Here is a 22,482-nt window from a genome sequence, read left to right as displayed (position 1 = left end):
GACGCTGCTCACCCGACGCGGACCGCGGTCAGGCGCCGGTCTCGACCGCGCGGGAGGGGTCGGCGCTGTAGGCCGACCAGCCGCCCACATACAGACGCGCACGACCGATCCCGACGTGCTCCATCGTCAGCAGGTTGTGGCACGCGGTGACGCCCGAGCCGCAGTACGCCGCGACATTGGCGACGCTGTTCGCGTCGACCCCGACGGCTGCGAAGTTCTCCCGGATGCGGTCAGCGGCGAGCAGCCGCCCGTCGGCAGCCACGTTCTCGCGGCAGGGCACGCTCCGCGCACCCGGGACGTGTCCAGGGCGGGGGTCGACCGGATCCTCGTCGCCGGCGAAGCGCTCCCGGGGGCGTGCATCGACGGCGATGACACCGTCGCGGAGGAGGTCGTCAGCGGCGAGCAGCAGATCCGCAGGCCAATCCCGCACCGAGAAGTGCGACCGCTCCCGCACCGGCGACTGCGTCGAAAGGTCTCCGGGGTAGGCGCCGAGTCCGCCGTCGAGCAGCGCGGCGCGATGACCGCTGGCGCGCAGCATCCAGACCAGCCGCGCGGCGATCACCCCGCCCTGATCGTCGTAGGCGACGACGGTGTCGTCATCCGAGATGCCGAGTGTACGCATCCCCTCGGCGAAGACCTCCGGCGGAGGAAGCGGGTGCCGACCACCCTCGGGTGACGCGGGCGCCGAGAGCCAGGTCTCGAGATCGACGAAGACCGCCCCGGGGAGATGACCGCGGTCGTAGGCCTCTCTGCCCGATCGACCGTCGAGGTACCAGCGCACGTCGGCGAGGACCACGTCACCGGGGAGTCCGTCCAGACCGTCGATCGCGACGAACGGAGGTACCTGCATCGGATCGCTCATCCCTCGAGCCTAATGATCCCGTGCCGGGGTGTTAGCGTCGACGCGTGAGCGCGTGGTGGAGTTCCTTCGTCCATTCATTGACGACGCGTCAGTTCGCACTCGTCGTCCTGCAGACGGTCGTCTGGCTCGGGATGGCCGCCGTCTGGGTCTGGGCCGTCGTGGTGGATCCCGACGGGTGGCGGATGTTCCTGGCCGTCGCGTCGACCATGCTCGCACTCTTCTGGACGGGGATCCTCCTCGTCGCGATCCGCGAGAGGCGATCGGTCAGCGAGTGATCACCCTCGGGCTCCGCGATCCGCTTCGATGAGCGCCGCGAGACGATCCAGGTCTGCGCGGACCGCGGCGACATCGCGGGCGAAGTCCGCGTCGGTCAGTTCGATCTGACGCACGGTGAAGACGATCTCCGCCCCCTGAGGATGCGCGAGCACGCGCATCGGGTTCGTCACGGTGGTGCCTGAAGGCAGGGTCACGTCGTGATCGATCACCCCGAGCGTGTTCCGGGCGACGAAACGCACCTCGACACGACCCATCGGCGAGTCGAGGTGCACCCGGTCCCCGTCGATCACCAGTTCGCCCTGAGCGAGACCGGCGGCCCAGAGCGGGAGATGACGCGCATCCGCTGCGAACTCGTAGACCCGTCGCGGGTCGGCAGCGATCACCCGGCTGACATGCACGCTCTGCATGGCGACCAGCTTGACACAGGCCCGATGCGCCGGTCGCGCGCGCGGCAACGACATCCTGCCGCTCGCGCGGAGACGAGCCTCAGGACACCGCGGCCTTCTCGGTCTCGGCGGCGAGCGGCCAGAGCTGGTCGAGCAGCTGGCCGACCCACGACAGGAGATCGGCATCGGCCAGGGCCGCACCGCCTGCGGTCGGCAGCGGCACGACGAGCGCGTCGCCGTTCGCGACGAGCTTCGCTTTCGGATACAGTCGCTGCAGGCGCACACGCATCGAGTCGGGCAGGTGCGCCGGCGCGATCCGGAGGTTCGGACCCATCGCGACGACATCGGCGAGCCCGGAACGCGCCGCCCGGCGCCGCAACCGCGCCACGGAGATGAGCCCCGCGACCTCCTCCGGGGGCGTGCCGTAGCGATCGGCGAGCTCCTCGAGAACGAGGTCGATGGCGTCGTCTGCCGCCGTGGCGGCCGCGGCCGCCGACAGCTTCTGGTAGGCCTCGAGGCGCAGCCGCTCGCTGTCGATGTAGAACTCGGGGATGCGCGCCTGCACGGGCAGTTCCAGACGCAGCTCCGTCGGGCCCTCGGTCTCCTCGCCGCGGAACTGCGAGACGGCCTCGCCGATCATCCGGAGGTAGAGGTCGAACCCGACGCCGGCGATGTGTCCGGCCTGCTCGGCGCCGAGAAGGTTTCCCGCCCCGCGCAGTTCGAGGTCCTTGAGGGCGACCTGCATCCCGGAACCGAGATCGTTGTTCACCGCGATGGTCTCGAGCCGGTCGGCCGCGGTCTCCGACAGCGGCTTGCCGTCGTCGTAGAGGAAGTACGCGTACGCCCGTTCGCGACCGCGTCCGACGCGTCCGCGCAGCTGGTGGAGCTGGCTCAGACCGTACTTGTCGGCGCGATCGATGATGATCGTGTTCGCGTTGGAGATGTCCAGGCCCGTCTCGATGATCGTCGTCGAGACCAGCACATCCGCTCGACGCTCCCAGAAGTCGTCGACCACCTGCTCCAGCTGGTGCTCGCCCATCTGCCCGTGCGCCACCGCGATCCGCGCCTCGGGCACGAGCTCGGCGAGGTCGGCCGCGACGCGCTGAATGGACTGCACCCGATTGTGCACGTAGAAGACCTGTCCCTCGCGCAGCAGCTCACGCCGGATCGCCGCGGCGATCTGCTTGTCGTTGCGGGGACCGACGAACGACAGGATCGGATGACGATCCTCCGGCGGCGTCGCGAGCGTCGACATCTCGCGGATGCCGGTGACCGCCATCTCCAGCGTGCGCGGGATCGGGGTCGCGCTCATCGCGAGGATGTCGACGTTGGTCTTCAGCTTCTTCAGCGCATCCTTGTGCTCGACGCCGAAGCGCTGCTCCTCGTCGATGATCATCAGCCCGAGGTCCTTGAAGACGACCTTCTCGGTGAGGATGCGGTGGGTGCCGATCACCATGTCGATCGACCCGTCGGCGAGGCCGGCGACGACCTGTCGCGCCTCCTTGTCGGTCTGGAAGCGCGACAGCGCACGCACCTTGACGGGGAAGCCGGCGAAGCGCTCGGCGAAGGTTTCGAGATGCTGCTTGACCAGGAGCGTGGTGGGAACGAGCATCGCGACCTGCTTGCCGTCCTGGATCGCCTTGAACGCCGCGCGCACGGCGACCTCGGTCTTGCCGAACCCGACGTCGCCGGAGAGGAGTCGATCCATCGGGATGGACTTCTCCATGTCGGCCTTGATCTCGTCGATCGTCTGCAGCTGGTCGGCCGTCTCGGAGAACGGGAAGGCTTCTTCGAGCTCGCGCTGCCACGGCGTGTCCTGCCCGAAGGCGTATCCCTTCGCGGCCATGCGCGCGGAATAGAGCTTCACGAGCTCCACCGCGATGTCGCGCACCGCCTTGCGGGCGCGCCCCTTCGCCTGCGCCCAGTCGCTCCCGCCCATCTTCGACAGCGCGGGTGCCTCTCCCCCGACGTACCGCGACAGGAGGTCGAGCTGATCGGTGGGCACGAAGAGCTTGTCGCCGGGGTAGCCGCGCTTGGAGGGCGCGTACTCGAGCACCAGGTACTCCCGCTGGCTCTTCACGGCGTTGCGGCCGCCCGAGGACACCTCCCGCTGCACCAGCTCGACGAACTTGCCGATGCCGTGCGTGGCATGCACGACGAAGTCGCCGGGCTTGAGCTGGAGCGGGTCGACGACGTTCCGGCGCAGCGAGGCGAGCTTCTTCACCACGCGCGCGTCGCCGCCGATGGTGCGGCCGTAGAACTCCGTCTCGGTGAGCACCGCGAACTTCGCACCGTCGGACTGGAAACCCCGTTCGAGCACGGCGCAGGTGAGTTGCGCGGTGCCCGTGGGCACGTCGCCATCGATGCCGTCCACGATCCGCGCGGCGATCCCCCGCTCGCTCAGCACGTCGCGCGCCCGCTCGACCAGTCCGGGACCGGATGCGGTCACCACGACGCGCCAGCCGTCCGAGAGCAGACCCCGCACGTGCTCGGTCGCGCCGTCGACGTTGCCCTGGAAGCTCGGCACCGCTGCCGCGGCGACCTTGACGGTGGCGGCGGCTTCGAGGGCGGCATCCACGTCGATGAGCCCTTCCGCCGACGCGTCGGCCGCGCCCGAGTCGAACCCGCTGAGGGTCCACCACACGCCGCCGCGCTCGGTGATCCGCTCGCGCAGGGTCGGGAGGGTGACGAAATCGCCGGCGCCGAGGTCGACCGGCGTCTGGGCGCCGGCGGTCGCGGCCGACCACGCCGCATCCAGGAATTCGCGGTTCGTCTCACTCAGGGTGATCGCACGCGTGACCGACCGTTCCGGATCGGCGAGTGCGAGCGCGGAGCCTTCCGGGAGGTAGTCGGCGAGGGTCACGAGATCATCCACGAGGACAGGCAGGAGCGATTCCATCCCTTCCACCGGGATGCCTTCGGCCATCTTCTCCAGCATGCCCCGCACGCCGGGCAGGGCGTCTCGGCGTGCCCGGGCGCGCTCGCGCACCGCGGGGGTGAGCAGCAGCTCCCGGCTCGCGACGAGTGTCACGAGGGCGACCTCTCCCGGCAGCGACCGCTGGTCGGCGACGGAGAACGCGCGGATCTGGTCCACCTCGTCGCCGAAGAACTCGACCCGGTAGGGATGGTCCGCGACCGGCGGGAAGACATCGAGGATGCCGCCGCGCACGGCGAATTCGCCGCGGCGCGACACCATGTCGACGCGGTGGTAGGCGCGCTCCACCAGCCCCGCGACGACGTCATCCAGCTCGTGACCGCGGTCGCCCGGACGCAGCGTGATCGCCGGCACGTCGGTGAGCCCCGCGGCGAGCGGCTGCACGGCACCGCGCACCGACGCCGTGACGACGAACGGCGTCGTGCCATCGTGCTCGGCGAGTCGCCGCAGCACGTCGAGGCGACGCCCCACCGTCTCGGGACTCGGGCTCAGCCGCTCGTGGGGAAGCGTCTCCCACGCGGGGAAATGCACCACCTCCACGTTCGGGATGAGCGCTTCCAGCGCCGTCCCGAGCGTCTCCGCCCGGCGGCCCGTCGGTGCCACCGCGAGAAGGACGGGAGGCCGCCCGGAGTCGATCCGACGGCGCAGGAAGGCGGCGAGCAGCGGCGCATCCAGACCGGTCGGAGCGGAGACGTCGACGTCGCGGGAGGCCGAGGAGACGGCGTCCGCGAAGGACTCATCCTGTTCGAGGGCGCGCACGATCCCGGGAACTGTCACCGCACGAGTCTAGTCCGCCTCGCCGACACCGAGACCCACGACCTCGGCACGCGCCTCCTAGGATGAGTGCCGTGAGCGATCCCGCAGACCCCGGCAGCGAGCAGGAGAACACGGCAGGTCACGACTTCTCCGCACCCCCGGCGCCACCGCGTCCGCCGGCCCCCGCGCCGCCCTACGCACCACCGTCGCAGCCGGTGTACGGCACGCCGCAACCGCCCACGGCGGCCCCCGCCGCATCCGGCGAGCAGCCCACACTCGCCTACGGAACCGCACCGTACCCGGGCCAACCTCCGTACGGCCAACCTCCCGCCCCCTACGGCCAGCGTCCGTACGGCCCGCCTCCGGCCGCGTACGGGCAGCCCCCGTACGGCCAGGCCGCGCCGTCCTGGCCGTCCCAGCGCCCCGCCGCGAACGGATCGGCGACACTCGGGATCATCGCCTTCGTCGTGGCCGCCGTCGCCGGAATTCTCGTTCCCGTCCTCGGCGCGGTCGCCGGGTACGCCATCGGCGACGGCGTCGGTGCCGAGCTCGGCGACGTGCCGGCGAGCGCGGATTTCGACCTCGCGATCCTCGCTCCGGTGCGGGGCTTGGTGCTGTTCGCAGAGATCACGTTCTGGACCGGGACCGTCCTCGGCATCGGGGCGCTCATCCAGGGCATCGTCGCGGCGGTGAAGGCCCGCGGCCGCGGCTGGGCCATCGCCGCGATCGTGATCGCGGCGCTCGGCCCGATCGTCTACGGCACGCTCGCCTACATCCTCTTCTTCGTCGGCCTCGCCGCCGGCGCCCTGTCGAGCGTCCCGTCCTTCTGACGCGTCGCCTCCCGCGCACCCGGAGAGGAGATCGCGCGTACAGAGGACGAAAGCCGCGGCGTCGGTCCTCGTGAAGCGGGGAATCCTCCGGAGGTGTCGGGATGCCGCGTTGCGGCCCGGCACGTCAGGGACGCGGGGCGTGGTGCCGCTGCTGCGCGGCGACGAGACCCTCGTCGACGAGCAGCTCCACCGCATCAGCGGCGTCGGCCAGGAGGTTGGGGAGATTCTGACGCTCGAGCGAGCCGAAGGGATCCAGCACCCAGTCGGCGGGGTCCTGACGGCCGGGCGGACGGCCGATGCCCACGCGCACGCGCGGGAACTCCGGGGTGCCGAGGGCCTTCGCCACGTCGCGAACCCCATTGTGGCCGCCGTGCCCGCCGCCGGACTTGAGCTTGATCGTGTCGAAGGGGATGTCGAGCTCGTCGTGCACGACCACGACGCGCTCGGAGTCGATGCCGTAGAACTTCGCCAGAGAGGACACGGGCCCGCCGGAGACGTTCATGAACGAGTTCGGCTTCGCGAGGATCAGCTTGTCCGCGCCCGGACGCAGCCACGTCTCAGCGACGCGCGCGCCCGCCTTGTGTGCACGCAGGGTCTCACCGCGTCGGTCGGCCAGCTCGTCGATGACCATCTGGCCGACATTGTGACGCGTCGCCTCATACCGCGGTCCGGGGTTGCCGAGCCCCACGATGAGCCACGTGCGTGCCATGTGCTTTCCTCTCGGTCCGGGGGCGGGTCGGAAGACAGCACGAGGGGGATGCGACCGGCGCATCCCCCTCGTGTCCGCTCGCGATTACTCCGCGGATTCCTCGGACTGCTCGGCGGCGACCTCGGCGTCGGCCTCGGCGATCTCCTCCTCCGCGGCCAGCGCGGCGGTCGGCACGTAGATGGCGACGACGAGCGTGTCGGCCTCGGTGACCAGCGACGCGCCACGCGGGAGCTTCAGCTCGCCCGCGGTGACATGGGCGCCGTCCTCCAGTCCCTCCACGTCGACCTCGACGTGCTCGGGGATGTGGGTGGCCTCGACCTCGAGCAGCACGGTGGATGCGTCGAGGTTGGCGATGGTGCCGGCGAAGGGCTCACCGACGACCGTGACGGGCACGTCGACGTGGATCTTCTCGCCCTTCTTGACCACGAGCAGATCGATGTGCTCGATGATCTGACGAACCGGGTCGCGCTGGACGTCCTTGACGAGCGTCAGCTGGTCCTTGCCGTCGATGTCGAGCTCGAGCAGCGCGTTGGCGCGACGCACGAGCAGCGAGACCTGGTGGCCGGGCAGCGCGACGTGGACGGGCGAGGTGCCGTGGCCGTAGATCACGGCCGGGATCTGGCCGGCGGCACGCAGGCGGCGGGCGAAGCCCTTGCCGAAGTTCTCACGCAGCTCGGCGTGGACCTTCGCATCGATTTCGGTCGACATGATGGATTCTCCTTGCGGGCGCACAGGCCCGTTGCGATGCTCCGTCAGGAGCGAGGTATGGGGTGTTCGACTCGAACGCGAGTGCGTGAGGAAGTGCCTGTCCGCCCTCGTCGATCACGGATGCCGCAACGTCATGCGCGTATCCCTCGCCGAAGTTCAGCGACGAGTCTACCAGCGCAGCCGGTACGATGAAGACGCACCCGATCCAGCTTTCTCGGAGGACCCTTCATGGACTACGGCTTCGCCTCGCACGTCATTCTCTGGGCGGTGGGAGCCATCGCCGCGATCGGCGGCGTGGGCGTGGTGCTGGCCTTCTTCAGCATGGGGCGCCAGGCCTACCGGGACTGACCCGACGGCCACACCTCGACGACGACCTTGCCGGATGCACGCGAGTCGCGCGCGGTCGCGAACGCCTCAACGACGTCGTCGGCGGGAATGACGTGGGTGACGACGTCTTCGATGCCCGGGTTCTCGTCGAGGAGCACGATGGCGTGGTCGATCTCGTCGTTGAAGCGGAAGGTGCCGTACCAGCGCAGCTCCTTCGAGATGAAGGCGGCGATGTTCAGCGGGCGTTCGGCATCGGGGACCATCCCGACCTGAACGACGATGCCGCCGATGGCTGCGGCCTTCAGCGCGGTGTTGATGGACGCGGCGACTCCGGAGCATTCCAGCACGACGTCGTATGCGCTTCCGGGCACGTCGTCGCGGGTGACGTTCAGAGCTTCGGACGCACCGAGGGCCAGCGCCCGCTGGAGGGGTTCGTCGAACACGTCGGTCACCGTCACCTCGGCGCCCGCGGCCACCGAGGCGGCCACCGCGAGCAGACCGATCGGCCCCACGCCGGTGACGAGCAGTTTCTTGCCGCGCACGTCGCCGGCCTTCCCCAGTCCGTGCAGGGCCACGGCGAGCGGCTCGGCGAGCACCGCGCGGCGCACCGGAAGGGTCGGCGGCAGCGGACGGACCATCTCGCGATCGACGAGGATGCATTCCACCAGGCCGCCCTGGGTGTGCGGCCACGTGGAGGCCGACCCGAGGTAGGCGCCGCCCGGCCACAGGTGCGGGGCGTCTGCGAGGTCGTCGCGATGCTCGCCGAAGGTCGCGGGGTGCACGGTCACCGGCGTGCCCGGCTGCCACTCCCCGGTCGGGTCGTGGTCGATGCGGCCGGACACCTCGTGCCCCGGAATGAGGGGCTCGCGCACGACGAACGCCCCGTTGGCCCCGTCGAAGTAGTAGTGCAGGTCGCTGCCGCAGATGCCGACGTAGTCGACGCGCACGCGCACCTGATCATCGGTCGGCTGCGGGGTCTCGAGCTCCGCGATGCGGATGCTCTCCTTGCTGTCGATGAACGCGGCGCGCATATCGCTCTCCTTCCGATCAGACGACCGCGGTCATTCCGCCGTCGACGAAGATGTTCTGCCCCGAGACGAAGCTCGAGGCGTCCGAGACGAGGAACCGCAGGGCACCGTCGAGCTCCGAGAAGTCGCCCCAGCGCTGGGCGGGCGTGCGCTGCGCGAGCCAGCCGCTGAAGGCGGGGTCGTCCACGAGGTCGCGGTTCATCTCGGTGGCGAAGTAGCCCGGCGAGAGCGCGTTGACCTGGATGCCGTGGCGGGCGAGATCGGCGGCCATCCCCTTGGTCAGCTGCGCCACTCCCCCTTTGGAGGCGGAGTACGGCGCGATCGTCTGCCGTGCGAGGAACGACTGGACCGACGCGACGTTGACGATCTTGCCGGAGCCCCGCTCGATCATCGCGGGTGCGACGAAGCGCGAGACGTAGAAGACGCCGTTGAGGTTCGCCGCGATGATGTCATCCCAGTCAGACACTGCGAAGTCCTGGATCGGAGCGCGGCGCTGCACGCCGGCATTGTTGACGAGGATGTCGGGGACGCCGAGTGCGGCGATCATTCCGGCGATCCCCTCCTCGACACCCGCCGCATCGGTCACGTCGAACGCGACCGATGCGGCGGGCTGGCCCGACGCGTCGGCGATCTCGGAGGCTGAGCGAGCGGCCGCGTCGGCGTTTCGGCCGTGCACGATCACGCGGGCACCGGCGTTCGCCAGGCCTTCGGCGAGCGAGCGTCCGAGGCCGCGCGTCGAACCGGTGACCAGCGCGAGCCGGCCCGAGATGTCGAAGATGTCGGACATGGATTTCCTCCGGTCGTCGGGGTGGGTGCGTTCGGCGGATCAGACCATCGACGCGACGCCGAATACGGCGAGCACGAAGACGAACGCGGTGACCGACTCGATCGCCTGCTGAACCGTCCAGGTCTTCAGCGTCGTCTTCACGTCCATTCCCATGAGGCGACCCACGAGCCAGAACCCGGAGTCGTTGACGTGGCCGGCGAAGACCGAGCCGGCGGCGGTGGCGAGCACGATCGCGGCGATCTGCAGCGGGTTGAAGTCACCCGCGAGCACCGCCGGGGCGGCCAGACCAGCCGCGGTCACGAGAGCCACGGTGGCCGAGCCCTGGGCCAGGCGGATGACGACCGCGATGAGGTAGGCGGCGACGATGACCGGCAGTCCGAGGTCGCTCAGCGTGTCGGCGAGGGCCTCACCGATGCCCGATGCGCGCAGCACGGCGCCGAACATCCCGCCGGCGCCGGTGATGAGGATGACCGAGGCGACCGGGCCGAGTGCCGAGTCGAGCAGCTTCTCGATCGCCGTGCCCTTCTCACCACGGCGCGTTCCGAGCACGACCATGGCCACCAGGACCGTGATGAGCAGGGCGACGGGCGAGGTGCCCAGCAGCACCAGGACCTGCACCCACAGGTCATCGGCCGAGACGGCGCCGATGCTGGCGAGGGTGGTCAGGCCGGTGTTCATGAAGATGAGGAGCATCGGAAGCAGCAGCAGACCGACGATCGTGCCGGGCTTGGGCGGGTTGACCGGCTGGTCCTCGTCGATGTCACCGAAGAGGGTGGGGACCGGCAGCGGGATGCGCGTCGAGACGAACTTTCCCCAGAGGTAGCCGGAGAGGTACCAGGTGGGGAAGGCGATGATCAGACCGACGATCAGCACGATCCCGAGGTTGGCGCCGTAGAGCTCGGTCGCCGTGACCGGGCCCGGGTGCGGGGGCAGGAACACGTGCATGACCGAGAACGCCGCGGCGGTCGGGATGCCGAACAGCAGCACGTTGTTCTTGGACACGCGGCGGGCCACCGCGAAGACGATCGGGAGCATCATGACGAGGCCGGCGTCGAAGAACATCGGGAACCCGAGGATCAACGAGGCGATGCCCAGCGCGAACGGCGCGCGCTTCTCGCCGAAGATGTCGACGAACCGGTCGGCGAGCGCTTTGGCGCCGCCGGAGTGCTCGATCAGACGGCCGAGCATCGCCCCCAGCGCCACCAGCAGCGCGACGGAGCCGAGCGTGCCGCCGAGACCCGTGGTGAGCGTCGTCGCGATGGCGCTCACGGGGATCTGCGCGGCGAAGGCCGTCAGGAGCGAGACGATGATCAGCGTCAGGAAGGCGTGCACCTTGAAGACGATGATGAGCAGCAGGATGAGCGCGATCGCGCCGGCTGCGATCAGCAGCAGCGGAGCCGTGCCCAGGGTCTGGGACCAATCTTCCATCGGTGAATCTCCGTTGATATGCCGAGGGCACCGACGAAGTCGTGCGGTGTCCGCGTGTACTATGCGAGCGTCCTCCGCAAGTCATCGCGAGGACACCCGATCCTTACACAAAGATCGTATTATTACCACCAGAAGATCGTATTTATTGGAGTCGCCGTGGCGCAGGCCTCGCACACGAACGTGCTCGACGACCTCGGCGTCCGCATCGCCGCGGGCGAGCTGACGTCCGGGCAGGTCCTGACCGCCGCCGGTCTCGAGGATGAGTACGGGGTCTCCCGCACGGTCATCCGGGAGGCCGTGCGCGTGCTGGAGGCCATGGGGATGGTCGCCTCGCGTCGGCGCGTCGGCGTCACCGTGCAGCCGGCGACAGCGTGGAGCGCGCTGGACCCGCGCCTGATCGCCTGGCAGCTGGCCGGCCCTCGACGAGCGCAGCAGCTGGTCGTCGTCACCGAGCTCCGTGCCGCGATCGAGCCCATCGCGGCACGACTGGCCGCGTCACGTGCGAGCGACGTGCAGCGCTCGGAGATCGTTCGTCTCTCGACGCTCCTCGAGGAGCTCGGCGCGCAGGGCCGCGGAGACACGGAGGAGTACCTCGCCGCGGACATCGCCTTCCACGACCTCATCCTCGATGCCAGCGGCAACCTCATGCTCGCCGCGGTGAAGAAGCCGATCGCCGAAGTCATCGCCGGCAGATCCCGCGTCGGTCTCACTCCCGCGACGCCCGAGCACGAGGCGCTGCACAATCACGCGCAGACGGCAGCGGCCATCGCGCGCGGCGACGCCGCCGCCGCGGAGCACCACACGCGGCGCTATGTCGACACGGTGCTGCGCGAGGTCAGGGGCGAGTCGGGCTGACGGCGCTCAGCGGGCCCTCACGTCGCATCCGATCCCGGACGGGTCTGCGAGTAGTGATCGAGATACCGCCCGAACTCCGCGTCGTAGTGGGCCTTCCGCTCGGAGCGCGGCGTCACATGCCCCGGAGCGGCGTCGTCGAAGGCGGCGTGCTCCGACGGCAGGCCGCTCGCGAGCAGTCCCATGCGGACCGCGCCGACGACCGAGCTGTGCTGGAGAGCCGAGACCTCCATCTCGGCACCGAAGACATCGGCGACCAGCTGGGTCCAGAACGGCGACGACAGCACGCCCCCCGACAGGACGATGCGCCGGGGCATGCCGTTCAGAGCGGTGAGCTCCTTGAAGCAGTGGTAGAGCGAGAAGACGATCCCCTCGAGCACGCCCTGGTACATGTCGGCGCGGCTGTGGGTGGGCTTCAGGTCGAGGAAGCCGCCGCGGCGCTGGTCCTGCCATCCCGGACTGCGCTCGCCGAACAGGAACGGCAGGAACACGGGCAGCTCGGTCTTGTCCGCAGACAGGAGCGGCTCGATCTCGGAGTAGTCGGTCGTCAGCCCGAACAGCCGCTCCCTGGCCCAGTCCACGCAGTTTCCGCATCCCGAGGTCGCAGCCCCGCTCAGCGCGCCGAGCGGAGATCGGTACGACCACGTGCTCATCGCCGGCGAGAACGAGGGATGCCGCGTCGCGAACCTGAGGGCACCGCTGGTTCCCATCGAGAACGTCATGTCCCCGGGTTCGGTGGCCCGGTCCCCGACCTGGCTGAGGCCGCCGTCCGGCCCGGGCGTGAGCACCGGGATACCGGCTCGAAGCCCGAGGAGCACGGCCGCGTCGCGCGAGAGCGGCACGGTGTGGCCGGCGCCGCGCAGGGCCGGCAGGCGCACATCGGCGATGCCGAGCCGGTCGAGGACCTCCGCGTCCCACTCCAGGCTGTCGGCGCCGAGCATTCCCGTGCCGGACGCGAGGGAGACGTTGGTCGATGCCTCCCCGGTCATCCGGGCGAAGTTCAGCGAGGCCTGGTCCAGCGCGAGTCGACCGTCGAGCGAGACCCCCTGCTCCGACAGCCATGCGAGCTTGAACGCGGGATAGATCGCGTTGACCATGCAGCCGGTGCGCTCGTAGAACCACCAGGTGAAATCGGCGTCACGTCGCTCTCGCGCAGACAGGTCCTGAGCGCTCGTGTCGGGCCACTCCCGCACGGGGGTGATCACGCGCAGGTCGTCATCGACAAGCGTGAGGCCGTGCCAGGTGCCGCTGAGCACGATGAGGTCCACCGCGACGCCGGCAGCCGCTTCTCGACCCAGGGCCATCAGCTGGGTGTAGATCGCGTCGGGATCGCGGACCGAGGTGTCGGGCCCCGGCACCTCGAAGCGCCGACTGCGCACCGAGGTGTGACCGGTCTCGGAGTCGAACAGGAGCGTCTTGGCCGAGGTGGTGCTTGATTCCAACGCGAGAATGATCATGTTCCAGGTCCGTCGTCTGTGACTTCCGGGGCATCGGTCGCCCCGCACTCAATAATATGATTTATTCGATCGTATCGGTTGCACCCACACCCTAGGCTGTATAGCGGCCCGGACGCCGCTCGGCGGCTCGCGGGCGACCCGACGAGCGGATCAAGAAGGAGCGCGCGTGAGCGAGAACTCAGCGAACATCGGCGTGGTCGGTCTGGCGGTGATGGGCTCGAATCTGGCCCGCAACCTCGCCAGCCGCGAAGGAAACACGGTGGCGGTGTACAACCGCTCTCGGGCCAAGACCGACGAGCTCGTCGCCGAGCACCCCGAAGCCGGCTTCGTCCCCGCGTTCTCCTACGAGGAGTTCGCCGCGTCGCTGCAGAAGCCGCGTGCGGCGATCATCATGGTCAAGGCCGGAAGGCCGACCGACGCGGTGATCGAGTCGCTCGTCGAGGTCTTCGAACCCGGCGACATCATCGTCGACGGCGGCAATGCGCTGTTCACCGACACCATCCGCCGTGAGAAGGCCGTGCGCGAGACAGGCATCAACTTCGTCGGGATGGGCGTGTCCGGCGGTGAGGAGGGCGCACTCCTCGGGCCCTCGATCATGCCCGGCGGCTCCGACGAGTCGTGGGTCACCCTGGGGCCGATCCTGACCTCCATCGCCGCGGTCGCCGAAGGCGAGCCCTGCGTCACGCACGTCGGACACAACGGCGCCGGCCACTTCGTGAAGATGGTGCACAACGGCATCGAGTACGCCGACATGCAGCTGATCGCCGAGGCCTATGACCTCATCCGACGCGGCACCGGCAAGACCCCCGCCGAGATCGCCGATGTCTTCGCGGAATGGAACCGCGGCGAACTGGAGTCGTACCTCATAGAGATCACCGCCGAGGTGCTCCGTCAGGTCGACGCCGACACCGGAAAGCCCCTCGTCGATGTCATCCTCGATCAGGCGGGTGCCAAGGGCACCGGAGCCTGGACCGTGCAGACGGCCCTCTCCCTCGGCGTGCCGGTCTCCGGCATCGCCGAAGCCACCTTCGCGCGCTCGCTGTCCAGCCACCCCGAGCAGCGCGAGGTCTCCCGCGACCTGCCGGGGCCTGCCGACGACGCGCAGCAGTCCTGGACCGTCGAAGACCCCGACGCGTTCATCGAGAAGATCCGACTCGCCCTCTACGCGTCCAAGATCGTCGCCTACTCGCAGGGCTTCGACGAGATCCGCGCCGGCGCGGCGGAGTACGACTGGAACATCGACCTGGGTGCGGTGTCGAAGATCTGGCGCGGCGGCTGCATCATCCGCGCACAGTTCCTCAACCGCATCGCCGAGGCCTACGACACCGAGGCCGACCTGCCCGTGCTGCTGACGGCGCCGTACTTCGTCGAGGCTCTGCAGCGCGCACAGACGGCGTGGCGCGAAGTCGTCGCGACCTCCGCGAGGGTGGGAATCCCCGCGCCGGCGTTCTCGTCGTCGCTGGCGTACTACGACGGGCTGCGCGCGGATCGGCTCCCCGCCGCCCTCATCCAGGGACAGCGCGACTTCTTCGGCGCCCACACGTACAAGCGCGTCGACAAAGAAGGCACCTTCCACACCCTGTGGTCGGGCGACCGCACGGAGATCGAGGCCGAAGACACCCACTGAGGCCGGTCAAGCCCCGCGATCGCCGGAGCCGCCGAGGTCTAGGGTCGGGGAGCATGAGCTCTCTGCGCATCCTGTTCCTCGGCGGCTCCGGCGTCATCAGCACCGCGTGCGTGCGTGCCGCGGTCGCCGCCGGCCACGACGTCGCCGTCCTCAATCGCGGCAGCCGCTCCCGGCCTCTTCCCGAGGGCGTCCGTGAGCTGACGGCCGACGTGCGCGACGGTGACGCCGTGAGAGGGGCGATCGGAGGCGACCGGTTCGACGTCGTCGCCGACTTCCTCTCCTTCATCCCCGACCACGTCGAGACGACCCTCTCCGCCGTCGGATCGCCCGCTCAGTACATCTTCATCAGCTCGGCCTCCGCCTACCAGAAGCCGCCGCGTCGACTCCCGGTGACCGAGTCCACGCCCCTTCACAACCCGTACTGGCAGTACTCGCGCGACAAGATCGCGTGCGAAGATCTGCTCGTGCAGCGCTCGCGGCGCGACGGACTGCCGATGACCATCGTGCGACCGTCGCACACCTACGACGACACGCTCCTGCCGACCCTGGCCGGATGGACCGACATCGCCCGGATGCGCGCCGGCAAGCCGGTGGTCATCCACGGCGACGGCACCACGCCGTGGACCATCACCCACGCCGACGACTTCGCCGTGGCGTTCACCGGTCTTCTCGGTCACCCGGCGGCGATCGGTGACTCCTTCACGATCACCGGCACCCACGCACCGACGTGGAACGACATCTACGGATGGCTCGCGGAGGCGGCCGGCGTCGCCGACCCGCGATTCGTGCACGTGGCCAGCGAGACGATCGCACGGTGGTCACCCGACCTCGGCCCCACTCTCCTGGGCGACAAGGCTCATGCGATGGTCTTCGACTCCGCGAAGGTCACGGCCCTCGTGCCGGAGTTCCGCACAAGGGTGACCTTCGACGAGGGCGCACGGCGCATGATCGCCTTCCACGACGCACATCCCGAGCGCCGGCGCGTCGACGCGGACCTCGATGCGCTGTTCGATCGCATGATCGCGCATGCCGATGCGGCCGGGGTCTGATCGCCCCGGCCGCATGGCCGCCGTCACCGGGTGATGTCGGTCACGACTCCCTTCGCGAGGCGCAACCGGCGCCGTGCCCGTCGTGCGACCGCGGAGTCGTGCGTGACGGCGATGAGCGTCAGCCCGTCCGCGTTCAGGCGCTCCAGGAGAGAGAGGATCTCGTCGCGCATGCTCTCGTCGAGGTTGCCGGTGGGCTCGTCGGCGAGGAGGACCCTCGGGCGCTTCACGATCGCACGCGCGATCGCCACGCGCTGCTGCTGGCCCCCGGAGAGCTCCGACGGCCGGTGATCCGCGCGCTCGGCGAGCCCGACCTGCCCGAGCGCCTCGGCCACGCGTTCGGCACGCTCCGCCTTCGGCACCGACAGCGGCTCGAGTGCCATGTCGACGTTCTCGGCCGCTGTCAGCGTCGGGATCAGGTTGAACCCCTGGAAGACGAAGCCGATCTCGCGCGCCCGCAGACTCTCGAGCTCTCCGCGCGAAGCAGCGGCGATGTCGAGGTCTCCCAGGAGAACGCGACCCGACGTCGGCTTGTCCAGGGCACCGAGCACCTGGAGCAGCGTGGACTTCCCCCCGCCGGTCGGCCCCTGGATCGTGACGAAATCACCCGTCGCGATCTCGAGGTCGACACCGGTGAGGGCCTTCACGATCCGCCCCTTCTGCTGGTACGTGCGCCTCACGTCCGTCAGGCGGTAGAGCACGGCGGGGACGGCGTCCGGTGCGGTGTCCGCGTCGGTGTCGATCATGGTCATGAGGGCTCTCCGTTCAGGGATCGATGCGAGATGTGCGACCAGTGGGGCCGGGCGGGGGTCATCCGACAGACCTCAGCGCCTCGGCCGGGCTGAGGCGCGCCGCGCGCCAGCCGCCGAACGCGCCCGCCAGCAGTCCGCCGATGATCGCCAGACCGATGGCGGCACCGACGACCCACAGCGTGACCGGCGCCTGCAGCACGATCTCGGTCGCGGTCTGCGCCGCGGCCTGACCGAACGCCTGGCCGCCGGGACCTCCCCCGGCTGCACCCCCGGGTCCTGCGGCCGCGGTGGCCCCGGCAGTGGTGGAGATCGTGGGCGAGACGATGTTGATGATCCCGATGCCGAGGAGCCCGACCACGAGACCCGCGGCACCGCCGATGAGGCTCTGCACCACAGACTCCCCCGCGACCTGGCCGACGACACGCCCGTTGGACCAGCCGATGGCCTTGAGCGTGCCGAATTCCCGTGTGCGCCGGCTCACGCCCGATATGGTGAACAGCACCGCGAGGGCGAGGGCGACGGCCAGAACGATCACCGACAGCCACGTGCCGAGGTTCGTGATGAGGGCGGACGCGCTCGAGAGGGAGCCCGACACGGTCGATGCGAGGTCGGACTGCGAGCTGACGGTCGCATCCGGGAGCGCCTCTTCGATCTCGGCCTGCACGGCACTGATCCCATCCGATGACGACGCCTGCACGTACACGGTCGAGAGCACGTCTCCGACGCCCGAGAGATCCTGCGCGACATCGAGAGGGATGTACGCGTTGGCGGCGGTGTCGGCCTCGTCGGAGGTGGATGCGACCACGCCGACGACCTCGAACTCCTCACCGGCGATCTCCATCGTGTCGCCGACGGCGAGTTCCGCCGTGGTCGCATAGCTGGCGTCGATGACGGCCACAGCGGCGCCTGCATCCGCGGACTCCAGTGCGCGGCCGTCGGTGACGGTGACCGACGAGAGCGGCCCGATGGCGGCCGCATCCGGCTCGATGCCCATGACCGTGAAGGAGTCCAGGCCGAAGGCGCCGCCTCCGAATCCGCCGCCGCCCGCGCCGCCTTCGGGCGGAGCCTGGGCCGTGCCCTCCTCGGCGGCGGGGCTCTCGGCGGGCGCCTGGCCGACTTCGCCGGAGAACGTCGTGTTCGTCAGGCTCAGGGTGCCGGTCGCGGCCTCGACGCCGTCGGCTGCGAGTACCGTGTCGAGCACAGACGCATCCAGCGTCGAGCGGAACATCTCCGTCGTCAGCTGCGACTGCTCGATCGAGGTCGTGCCCTCCTCGTCGGTCGCCCCGGCATCCTCGTCGAAGTCGAACTGCTGACCGCGGGTCCCTTCGCCCGGCTCCGCCTGCGCGCCGGTCACGGTCAGATCCGTGCCGACGCCGTAGACCGACTCGAGCGCCTGAGCCTGGGCGTCGCGTACTCCAGCCGCCAGCGAGTTCACGATCATCACGAGGGCGATCGCGATCGCAAGGCCCGAGGCCACGATCACCGTCTGCTTCTTGCGGCCGGCCAGCTCCCGCCGCAGGTACCTTGCGTACATGGGTCTCCTCTCGGCGGTCCGTCCGCCGTGGCGAGACTATGAGCCGTCCTGATGACGGTCCGTTGCGCGGGTTATGAGGTCGTTATGGATCGTCGTCTCGGCATTTCACAGCATCCGCATAGAACTCGCCATAGGAATCGCATAGCTTGATCTCCACAATGGGTGTCATGACCACCCCGATCTCCGCGAACGCCCTCACCCGCCCTGACGGATCGCCCTTGCGCGTTCTCGTCGTCGACGACGAGCAGATGCTGACGGACCTGCTGTCGATGGCGCTGCGCATGGAGGGATGGGATGTGCGCACGGCGGCGTCGGGTCTGCAGGCGCTCCAGGAGACACGGGACTTCGCGCCGGACGCACTCGTGCTGGACATCATGATGCCCGACCTCGACGGGATGGCGGTGCTGCAGCGGCTGCGCCAGTCGGGCAATGACGTCCCTGTGCTCTTCCTCACCGCGAAGGATGCCGTCAGCGACCGTGTGGCGGGGTTGACCGCCGGGGGCGATGACTACGTGACCAAGCCGTTCAGCCTGGAGGAGGTGGTCGCGCGTCTGCGCGGGCTGATGCGGCGCGCGGGAACGGCGCTGTCGGCGGAGGCCGAGCCGATCCTCCGCGTCGGCGACCTGTCGCTGAACGAGGACAGCCACGAGGTCATGCGCGGCGCCGACGAGATCGAACTGACAGCGACGGAGTTCGAACTGCTGCGCTTCCTCATGCGCAACCAGCGTCGGGTGGTGTCCAAGGCCCAGATCCTCGATCGGGTCTGGAACTACGATTTCGGCGGGCGCTCCAGCGTCGTCGAGCTCTACATCTCCTACCTGCGCAAGAAGCTCGACGCCGGACGCGAGCCGCTCATCCACACCGTCCGCGGCGTCGGCTACATGATCAAGGCGCCGCAGTGACCTCACGTCCCTCGGTGCGCGGCCGCCGCCGGTGGAGCCTGCAGGCGCGCCTGATCACCGCGATCGTGGCCGTCGTGGCGCTCATCCTCGTGATGGTGGCGATCGCCACGAGCGCCGTCCTCGGTCGCGTGCTGCAGGACAACCTCAACGCACAGGTGCAGACCGCCGCCCAGCAGACGGCGGGGACCCTGCTCGACCTCAAGGTGCCGCGCGATGAGCAGCAGGTCACGGCGTCGGAGGTCCTTCAAGCCGGGAATCAGCCACAGGGAACGGTCCTCGTGCTGCGGGGCGGGATCGACGGCACCCAGACCGGCGCATACGTCGCGGGCCCGGGAGAGATCGTGGTGCTCACCGCGCAGCAGGTCGAGGACATCCTCCTCGGAGTCACGACGCCCGATTACACGACCGTGTCGATCGACGGGCTCGGCGACTACCGGATGTTCCCGTATCAGTCGCTCGGCTACGTCGCATACGCGGGGATGCCGGAGTCGGGTGTGCAGCAGACGGTCACCCCGATCATCACGTCGGTCGTGCTCATGACCACCGGAGGACTCGTCCTCCTCGCCGTGATCGTGGCGTGGATCGTGCGCCGCTCTCTGGCGCCGCTGCGCGCCGTCGCCGCGACGGCGACACGCGTCGCGAGCCAGCCGCTGGCCGAGGGCGAGGTGTCCATCACCGAGCGGGTGCCCGAGGATCAGACCGACGAGAACACCGAGATCGGCCGGGTCGGCCACGCGCTGAACACGCTCCTGGACCACGTGGACTCCTCCCTCGACGCCCGTCAGCGGAACGAGGAGCGGATGCGGTCGTTCGTCGCCGACGCCAGTCACGAGCTGCGCACCCCGCTGGCCTCGATCCGAGGCTTCTCGGAGCTGTCGCTGCGAGCCCTGCGCGCCCATCCGGACTCGCCGCAGGCCGCGGAGACCACCGAGCAGTCCCTCGAGCGGATCCAGGCGCAGTCGGTGCGGATGACCGACCTCGTGGAGGACCTTCTGCTGCTGGCCCGGCTCGATGAGGGACAGGAGCTCGTCTACAGTCCGATCGATCTGACCCAGGTCGCGGTGGAGTCGGTGGCCGACGCGCGGCCGGCCGGACCCGAGCACGAGTGGATCCTCGATGTTCCGGACGAGTCGCTCTACGTCGCCGGAGACGCCACCCGCCTGCATCAGGTGGCGGCGAACCTGCTCGCCAACGCCCGCACCCACACCCCCGCCGGGACCGAGGTGACCGTGAGCGTGAGCCGGGAGGACGGCGACGCGGTGCTGCGCGTGCACGACGACGGCCCGGGTGTCGATCCCTCGATCGCCGACGAGCTGTTCGAGCGGTTCTCCCGCGCCGACCGTTCCCGCGCCCGCAAGAGCGGCGGAACGGGACTGGGCCTGTCGATCGCCAAGGCGATCGTGGCCGCGCACGGCGGCAGGCTCTCGGTGCAGAGCGAGCCCGGCGACACCACGTTCGAGGTGCGGATCCCCGCACGTCCCGCGGACCCCGCGGCCGCTCCGGCGGATCGCGCCGTCGATTCCGACGTGTCGGTTCAGTAGCCCGAGTCAGTAGCCCGAGAAGGCGTCGGTCGTGATCGACCGCGCCTTATCGAGCGCGGGCGCAAGATCCGCGATCAGTCGTGGCGGACCCGAGATGTAGGCATGGCGCATCGCGATGTCTGGCACGACCCGCAGCAGGCCGTCGGCATCCAGTCGCACTCCGCGCGCCCAGCGCCAGTGCGACGGCAGCTGGTCCGGTTCGTCGCGGGTGAAGACGATCACGGGAACGCCGGACGCCTCGATCTCGTCGCGGAACACCAGTTCGGACGCCTCTGCGGCGACGTAGACGAGCACGACGTCGCGATCCTGATCGGTCAGTCGCCCCTGCCGGAGCTGCGAGACGAACGGCGTGACGCCGATCCCAGCGGCCACCATGAGCACCGGGCTCGTGGTGCTGGACGGGAGCAGGAAGTCCCCCCAGACGCCGGTGACAGCCAGCGACGATCCCTCGGTCACCTCGGCGAGCGCTTTCTTGTAGCTGCTCTGGGCCTTGCCCGCCGTCACCGCATCCCGGAACGCGACCCGAACCTCGGGAGCGTCGGCGGGCGCCGAGACGATGCTGAACTCGCGACGGGTTCCTCGCGCGTCGGGCCGGTGGTGCGGAACATCGAGCTCGAGGAACTGGCCCGGGTCGAATCGCAACGGTCGCTTGGCGCGGAAGCTCAGCTCCTGCACCGTGGGCGTGAGGTGGCGACGGCCGATGAGCGTCAGGCGCACCGCTGTGCGGAACGTGAACGCGAAGGCGAGCAGGTTCCCGATGAGGAGGGCGCGTTCCTGCCCGAGGCTGACCGCGCCGAGGTCGATGGGCCACCCGGCGAGAACGCCCACGAGGGCGGCCACGCTCAGCTGCTGCCAGCGACGAGGCGGCAGCGTGAGCGGCTCGGAGAGCATGAAGGCGCCGAGGAAGAGGAACGGCGAGGCCCAGATCACCGGCCCCACGATCTCCGCTCCTGCCACGGTGATGCCCGCCTGCTGGTACTGCACCGCCGTCCGCAGCACGCCCACGCCGACGGCGACGACGAGGAAGAGCGCGACCACGCGCACCTTCTCGGTACGCCACAGCACGGCCAATCCGAAGAGGATGACCGGCGCGGCCAGCACCGGCGTGCCCACCCACCACGACGACGCGCCGAGCGCCGGCACGGCGGCGCCGAAGAGGGTGAGGACGGTCGCCCCGACGGCGGCGGGGTTGAAGATGTGACGGCCCCGCCACGCGAGCAGGTACTTCGACGCCGAGGCGACGACTCCGGCGAGGGCGATGCCGGCGAGCGCCGCGGGATCGAGAGTGGGTCGCAGCACGAACAGCAGGATGAACGAGGTGATGAGCGCGGACTCGAGCCGCAGCGGGAGCCGCAGCACCCGGTGGGCGATCGCATCCGTCGCCGCACTGACCAGGAGCAGCACGGCGAGCGTCGCGAGCAGCTCGAGCGGCCCGGGCGCGACGAGCCCGAAGACGGACACCACGAGGGCGACGGCGCTCAGCCCGACCAGCGCGAGGAACACCACCCGATACATCGACAGGCGGCCGAGCACCGCGAACACGCGGTTCGAGAACGAGGTCAGCGTGGCGATCACTCCCCCACGCTAACTCTCCCGGCGCATGTCCCGGCTCCCCGTGGACGGGCGCACGCGTGTCGCAGACATCCCAGAGCACCCGAAGCACAGCGCCGGATCCGTGAAGAAATCGTGAAGAATCCGCCCAGGTGCCTCACCACCCGTTGTCTCGACGCACGTCGGGA

At 69.7% G+C, this 22,482-nt stretch carries 19 protein-coding genes; 7 read left to right on the top strand and 12 right to left on the bottom strand.

Features of this window, described 5'->3' with window-relative positions; translation table 11 throughout:
* Positions 1–28 precede the first annotated feature (28 nt).
* Entirely contained in the window at positions 29–862 is an 834-nt protein-coding gene (locus IM777_RS05915) for a sulfurtransferase (protein ID WP_071042859.1), read from the bottom strand.
* A 44-nt stretch (positions 863–906) separates the two neighbouring features.
* Between IM777_RS05915 and IM777_RS05910 the strand changes: the two genes are divergently transcribed.
* Complete coding sequence (locus tag IM777_RS05910; RefSeq protein ID WP_143003614.1) at positions 907–1,137, top strand: hypothetical protein; 231 nt, start codon at positions 907–909, stop codon at positions 1,135–1,137.
* On the opposite strand, the gene IM777_RS05905 is transcribed toward IM777_RS05910, so the two are convergent.
* Complete coding sequence (locus IM777_RS05905) at positions 1,138–1,545, bottom strand: SRPBCC family protein (protein WP_071042857.1); 408 nt, start codon at positions 1,543–1,545, stop codon at positions 1,138–1,140.
* Positions 1,546–1,624: 79 nt separating this feature from the next.
* Positions 1,625–5,236, bottom strand: coding sequence for a transcription-repair coupling factor (mfd, locus tag IM777_RS05900; protein ID WP_194384945.1), 3,612 nt, complete (start codon positions 5,234–5,236; stop codon positions 1,625–1,627).
* Between the two features lie 71 nt (positions 5,237–5,307).
* Between mfd and IM777_RS05895 the strand changes: the two genes are divergently transcribed.
* Positions 5,308–6,045 (top strand): hypothetical protein, encoded by a 738-nt coding sequence (locus tag IM777_RS05895; protein WP_194384944.1) that lies wholly within the window; start codon positions 5,308–5,310, stop codon positions 6,043–6,045.
* Positions 6,046–6,169: 124 nt separating this feature from the next.
* Here IM777_RS05895 and pth read toward each other — a convergent pair whose 3' ends face one another.
* From pth to IM777_RS05870, 5 genes are all read right to left on the bottom strand, one after another.
* Entirely contained in the window at positions 6,170–6,754 is a 585-nt protein-coding gene (gene pth / locus IM777_RS05890) for an aminoacyl-tRNA hydrolase (RefSeq protein WP_071042856.1), read from the bottom strand.
* An 84-nt stretch (positions 6,755–6,838) separates the two neighbouring features.
* Positions 6,839–7,462, bottom strand: a complete 624-nt coding sequence (locus IM777_RS05885; RefSeq protein WP_071042855.1) for a 50S ribosomal protein L25/general stress protein Ctc — start codon at positions 7,460–7,462, stop codon at positions 6,839–6,841.
* Positions 7,463–7,797: 335 nt separating this feature from the next.
* Complete coding sequence (locus tag IM777_RS05880; RefSeq protein WP_071042854.1) at positions 7,798–8,820, bottom strand: zinc-binding dehydrogenase; 1,023 nt, start codon at positions 8,818–8,820, stop codon at positions 7,798–7,800.
* A 16-nt stretch (positions 8,821–8,836) separates the two neighbouring features.
* Positions 8,837–9,604, bottom strand: a complete 768-nt coding sequence (locus IM777_RS05875) for an SDR family NAD(P)-dependent oxidoreductase (protein WP_071042853.1) — start codon at positions 9,602–9,604, stop codon at positions 8,837–8,839.
* Between the two features lie 39 nt (positions 9,605–9,643).
* A complete protein-coding gene (locus tag IM777_RS05870; RefSeq protein WP_071042852.1) occupies positions 9,644–11,032 on the bottom strand; it encodes a GntP family permease in 1,389 nt (462 codons plus the stop codon).
* Positions 11,033–11,188: 156 nt separating this feature from the next.
* On the opposite strand from IM777_RS05870, the gene IM777_RS05865 reads away from it, so the two are divergent.
* Positions 11,189–11,887: a FadR/GntR family transcriptional regulator gene (locus tag IM777_RS05865; RefSeq protein ID WP_143003613.1), complete on the top strand. Its 699-nt coding sequence runs from the start codon at positions 11,189–11,191 to the stop codon at positions 11,885–11,887.
* A gap of 17 nt (positions 11,888–11,904) precedes the next feature.
* On the opposite strand, the gene IM777_RS05860 is transcribed toward IM777_RS05865, so the two are convergent.
* The gene (locus tag IM777_RS05860; RefSeq protein WP_071042851.1) at positions 11,905–13,341 is read right to left on the bottom strand and encodes a gluconokinase; all 1,437 of its coding nucleotides are present in this window, start codon (positions 13,339–13,341) and stop codon (positions 11,905–11,907) included.
* Between the two features lie 166 nt (positions 13,342–13,507).
* Between IM777_RS05860 and gndA the strand changes: the two genes are divergently transcribed.
* Both gndA and IM777_RS05850 read left to right on the top strand, forming a co-directional pair.
* Positions 13,508–14,968: an NADP-dependent phosphogluconate dehydrogenase gene (gene gndA, locus IM777_RS05855; protein WP_194384943.1), complete on the top strand. Its 1,461-nt coding sequence runs from the start codon at positions 13,508–13,510 to the stop codon at positions 14,966–14,968.
* Between the two features lie 53 nt (positions 14,969–15,021).
* Positions 15,022–16,017 carry an NAD-dependent epimerase/dehydratase family protein gene (locus IM777_RS05850; RefSeq protein ID WP_194384942.1) on the top strand — a complete coding sequence of 332 codons (996 nt, stop codon included), beginning with the start codon at positions 15,022–15,024 and terminating at the stop codon, positions 16,015–16,017.
* A 23-nt stretch (positions 16,018–16,040) separates the two neighbouring features.
* On the opposite strand, the gene IM777_RS05845 is transcribed toward IM777_RS05850, so the two are convergent.
* Together IM777_RS05845 and IM777_RS05840 are read right to left on the bottom strand one after the other, a co-directional pair.
* Positions 16,041–16,766: an ABC transporter ATP-binding protein gene (locus IM777_RS05845; RefSeq protein WP_194384941.1), complete on the bottom strand. Its 726-nt coding sequence runs from the start codon at positions 16,764–16,766 to the stop codon at positions 16,041–16,043.
* 58 nt (positions 16,767–16,824) lie between these two features.
* Positions 16,825–18,300, bottom strand: coding sequence for an ABC transporter permease (locus IM777_RS05840; RefSeq protein ID WP_194384940.1), 1,476 nt, complete (start codon positions 18,298–18,300; stop codon positions 16,825–16,827).
* A 167-nt stretch (positions 18,301–18,467) separates the two neighbouring features.
* Here IM777_RS05840 and IM777_RS05835 point away from each other — a divergent pair, with 167 nt between their 5' ends.
* Both IM777_RS05835 and IM777_RS05830 read left to right on the top strand, forming a co-directional pair.
* Positions 18,468–19,202 (top strand): response regulator transcription factor, encoded by a 735-nt coding sequence (locus IM777_RS05835; protein ID WP_071043346.1) that lies wholly within the window; start codon positions 18,468–18,470, stop codon positions 19,200–19,202.
* Complete coding sequence (locus tag IM777_RS05830; RefSeq protein ID WP_071042846.1) at positions 19,199–20,743, top strand: sensor histidine kinase; 1,545 nt, start codon at positions 19,199–19,201, stop codon at positions 20,741–20,743. The genes IM777_RS05835 and IM777_RS05830 overlap by 4 nt, the downstream gene beginning before the upstream one ends.
* A gap of 6 nt (positions 20,744–20,749) precedes the next feature.
* Here IM777_RS05830 and IM777_RS05825 read toward each other — a convergent pair whose 3' ends face one another.
* A complete protein-coding gene (locus IM777_RS05825) occupies positions 20,750–22,318 on the bottom strand; it encodes an FAD-dependent oxidoreductase (RefSeq protein WP_228480972.1) in 1,569 nt (522 codons plus the stop codon).
* Positions 22,319–22,482 lie beyond the last annotated feature (164 nt).

Origin of the sequence: Microbacterium luteum, from assembly GCF_015277875.1 — a bacterium.
GTDB classification, from domain to species: domain Bacteria; phylum Actinomycetota; class Actinomycetes; order Actinomycetales; family Microbacteriaceae; genus Microbacterium; species Microbacterium luteum.
This window is presented reverse-complemented; position numbering and strand designations above follow the sequence as displayed.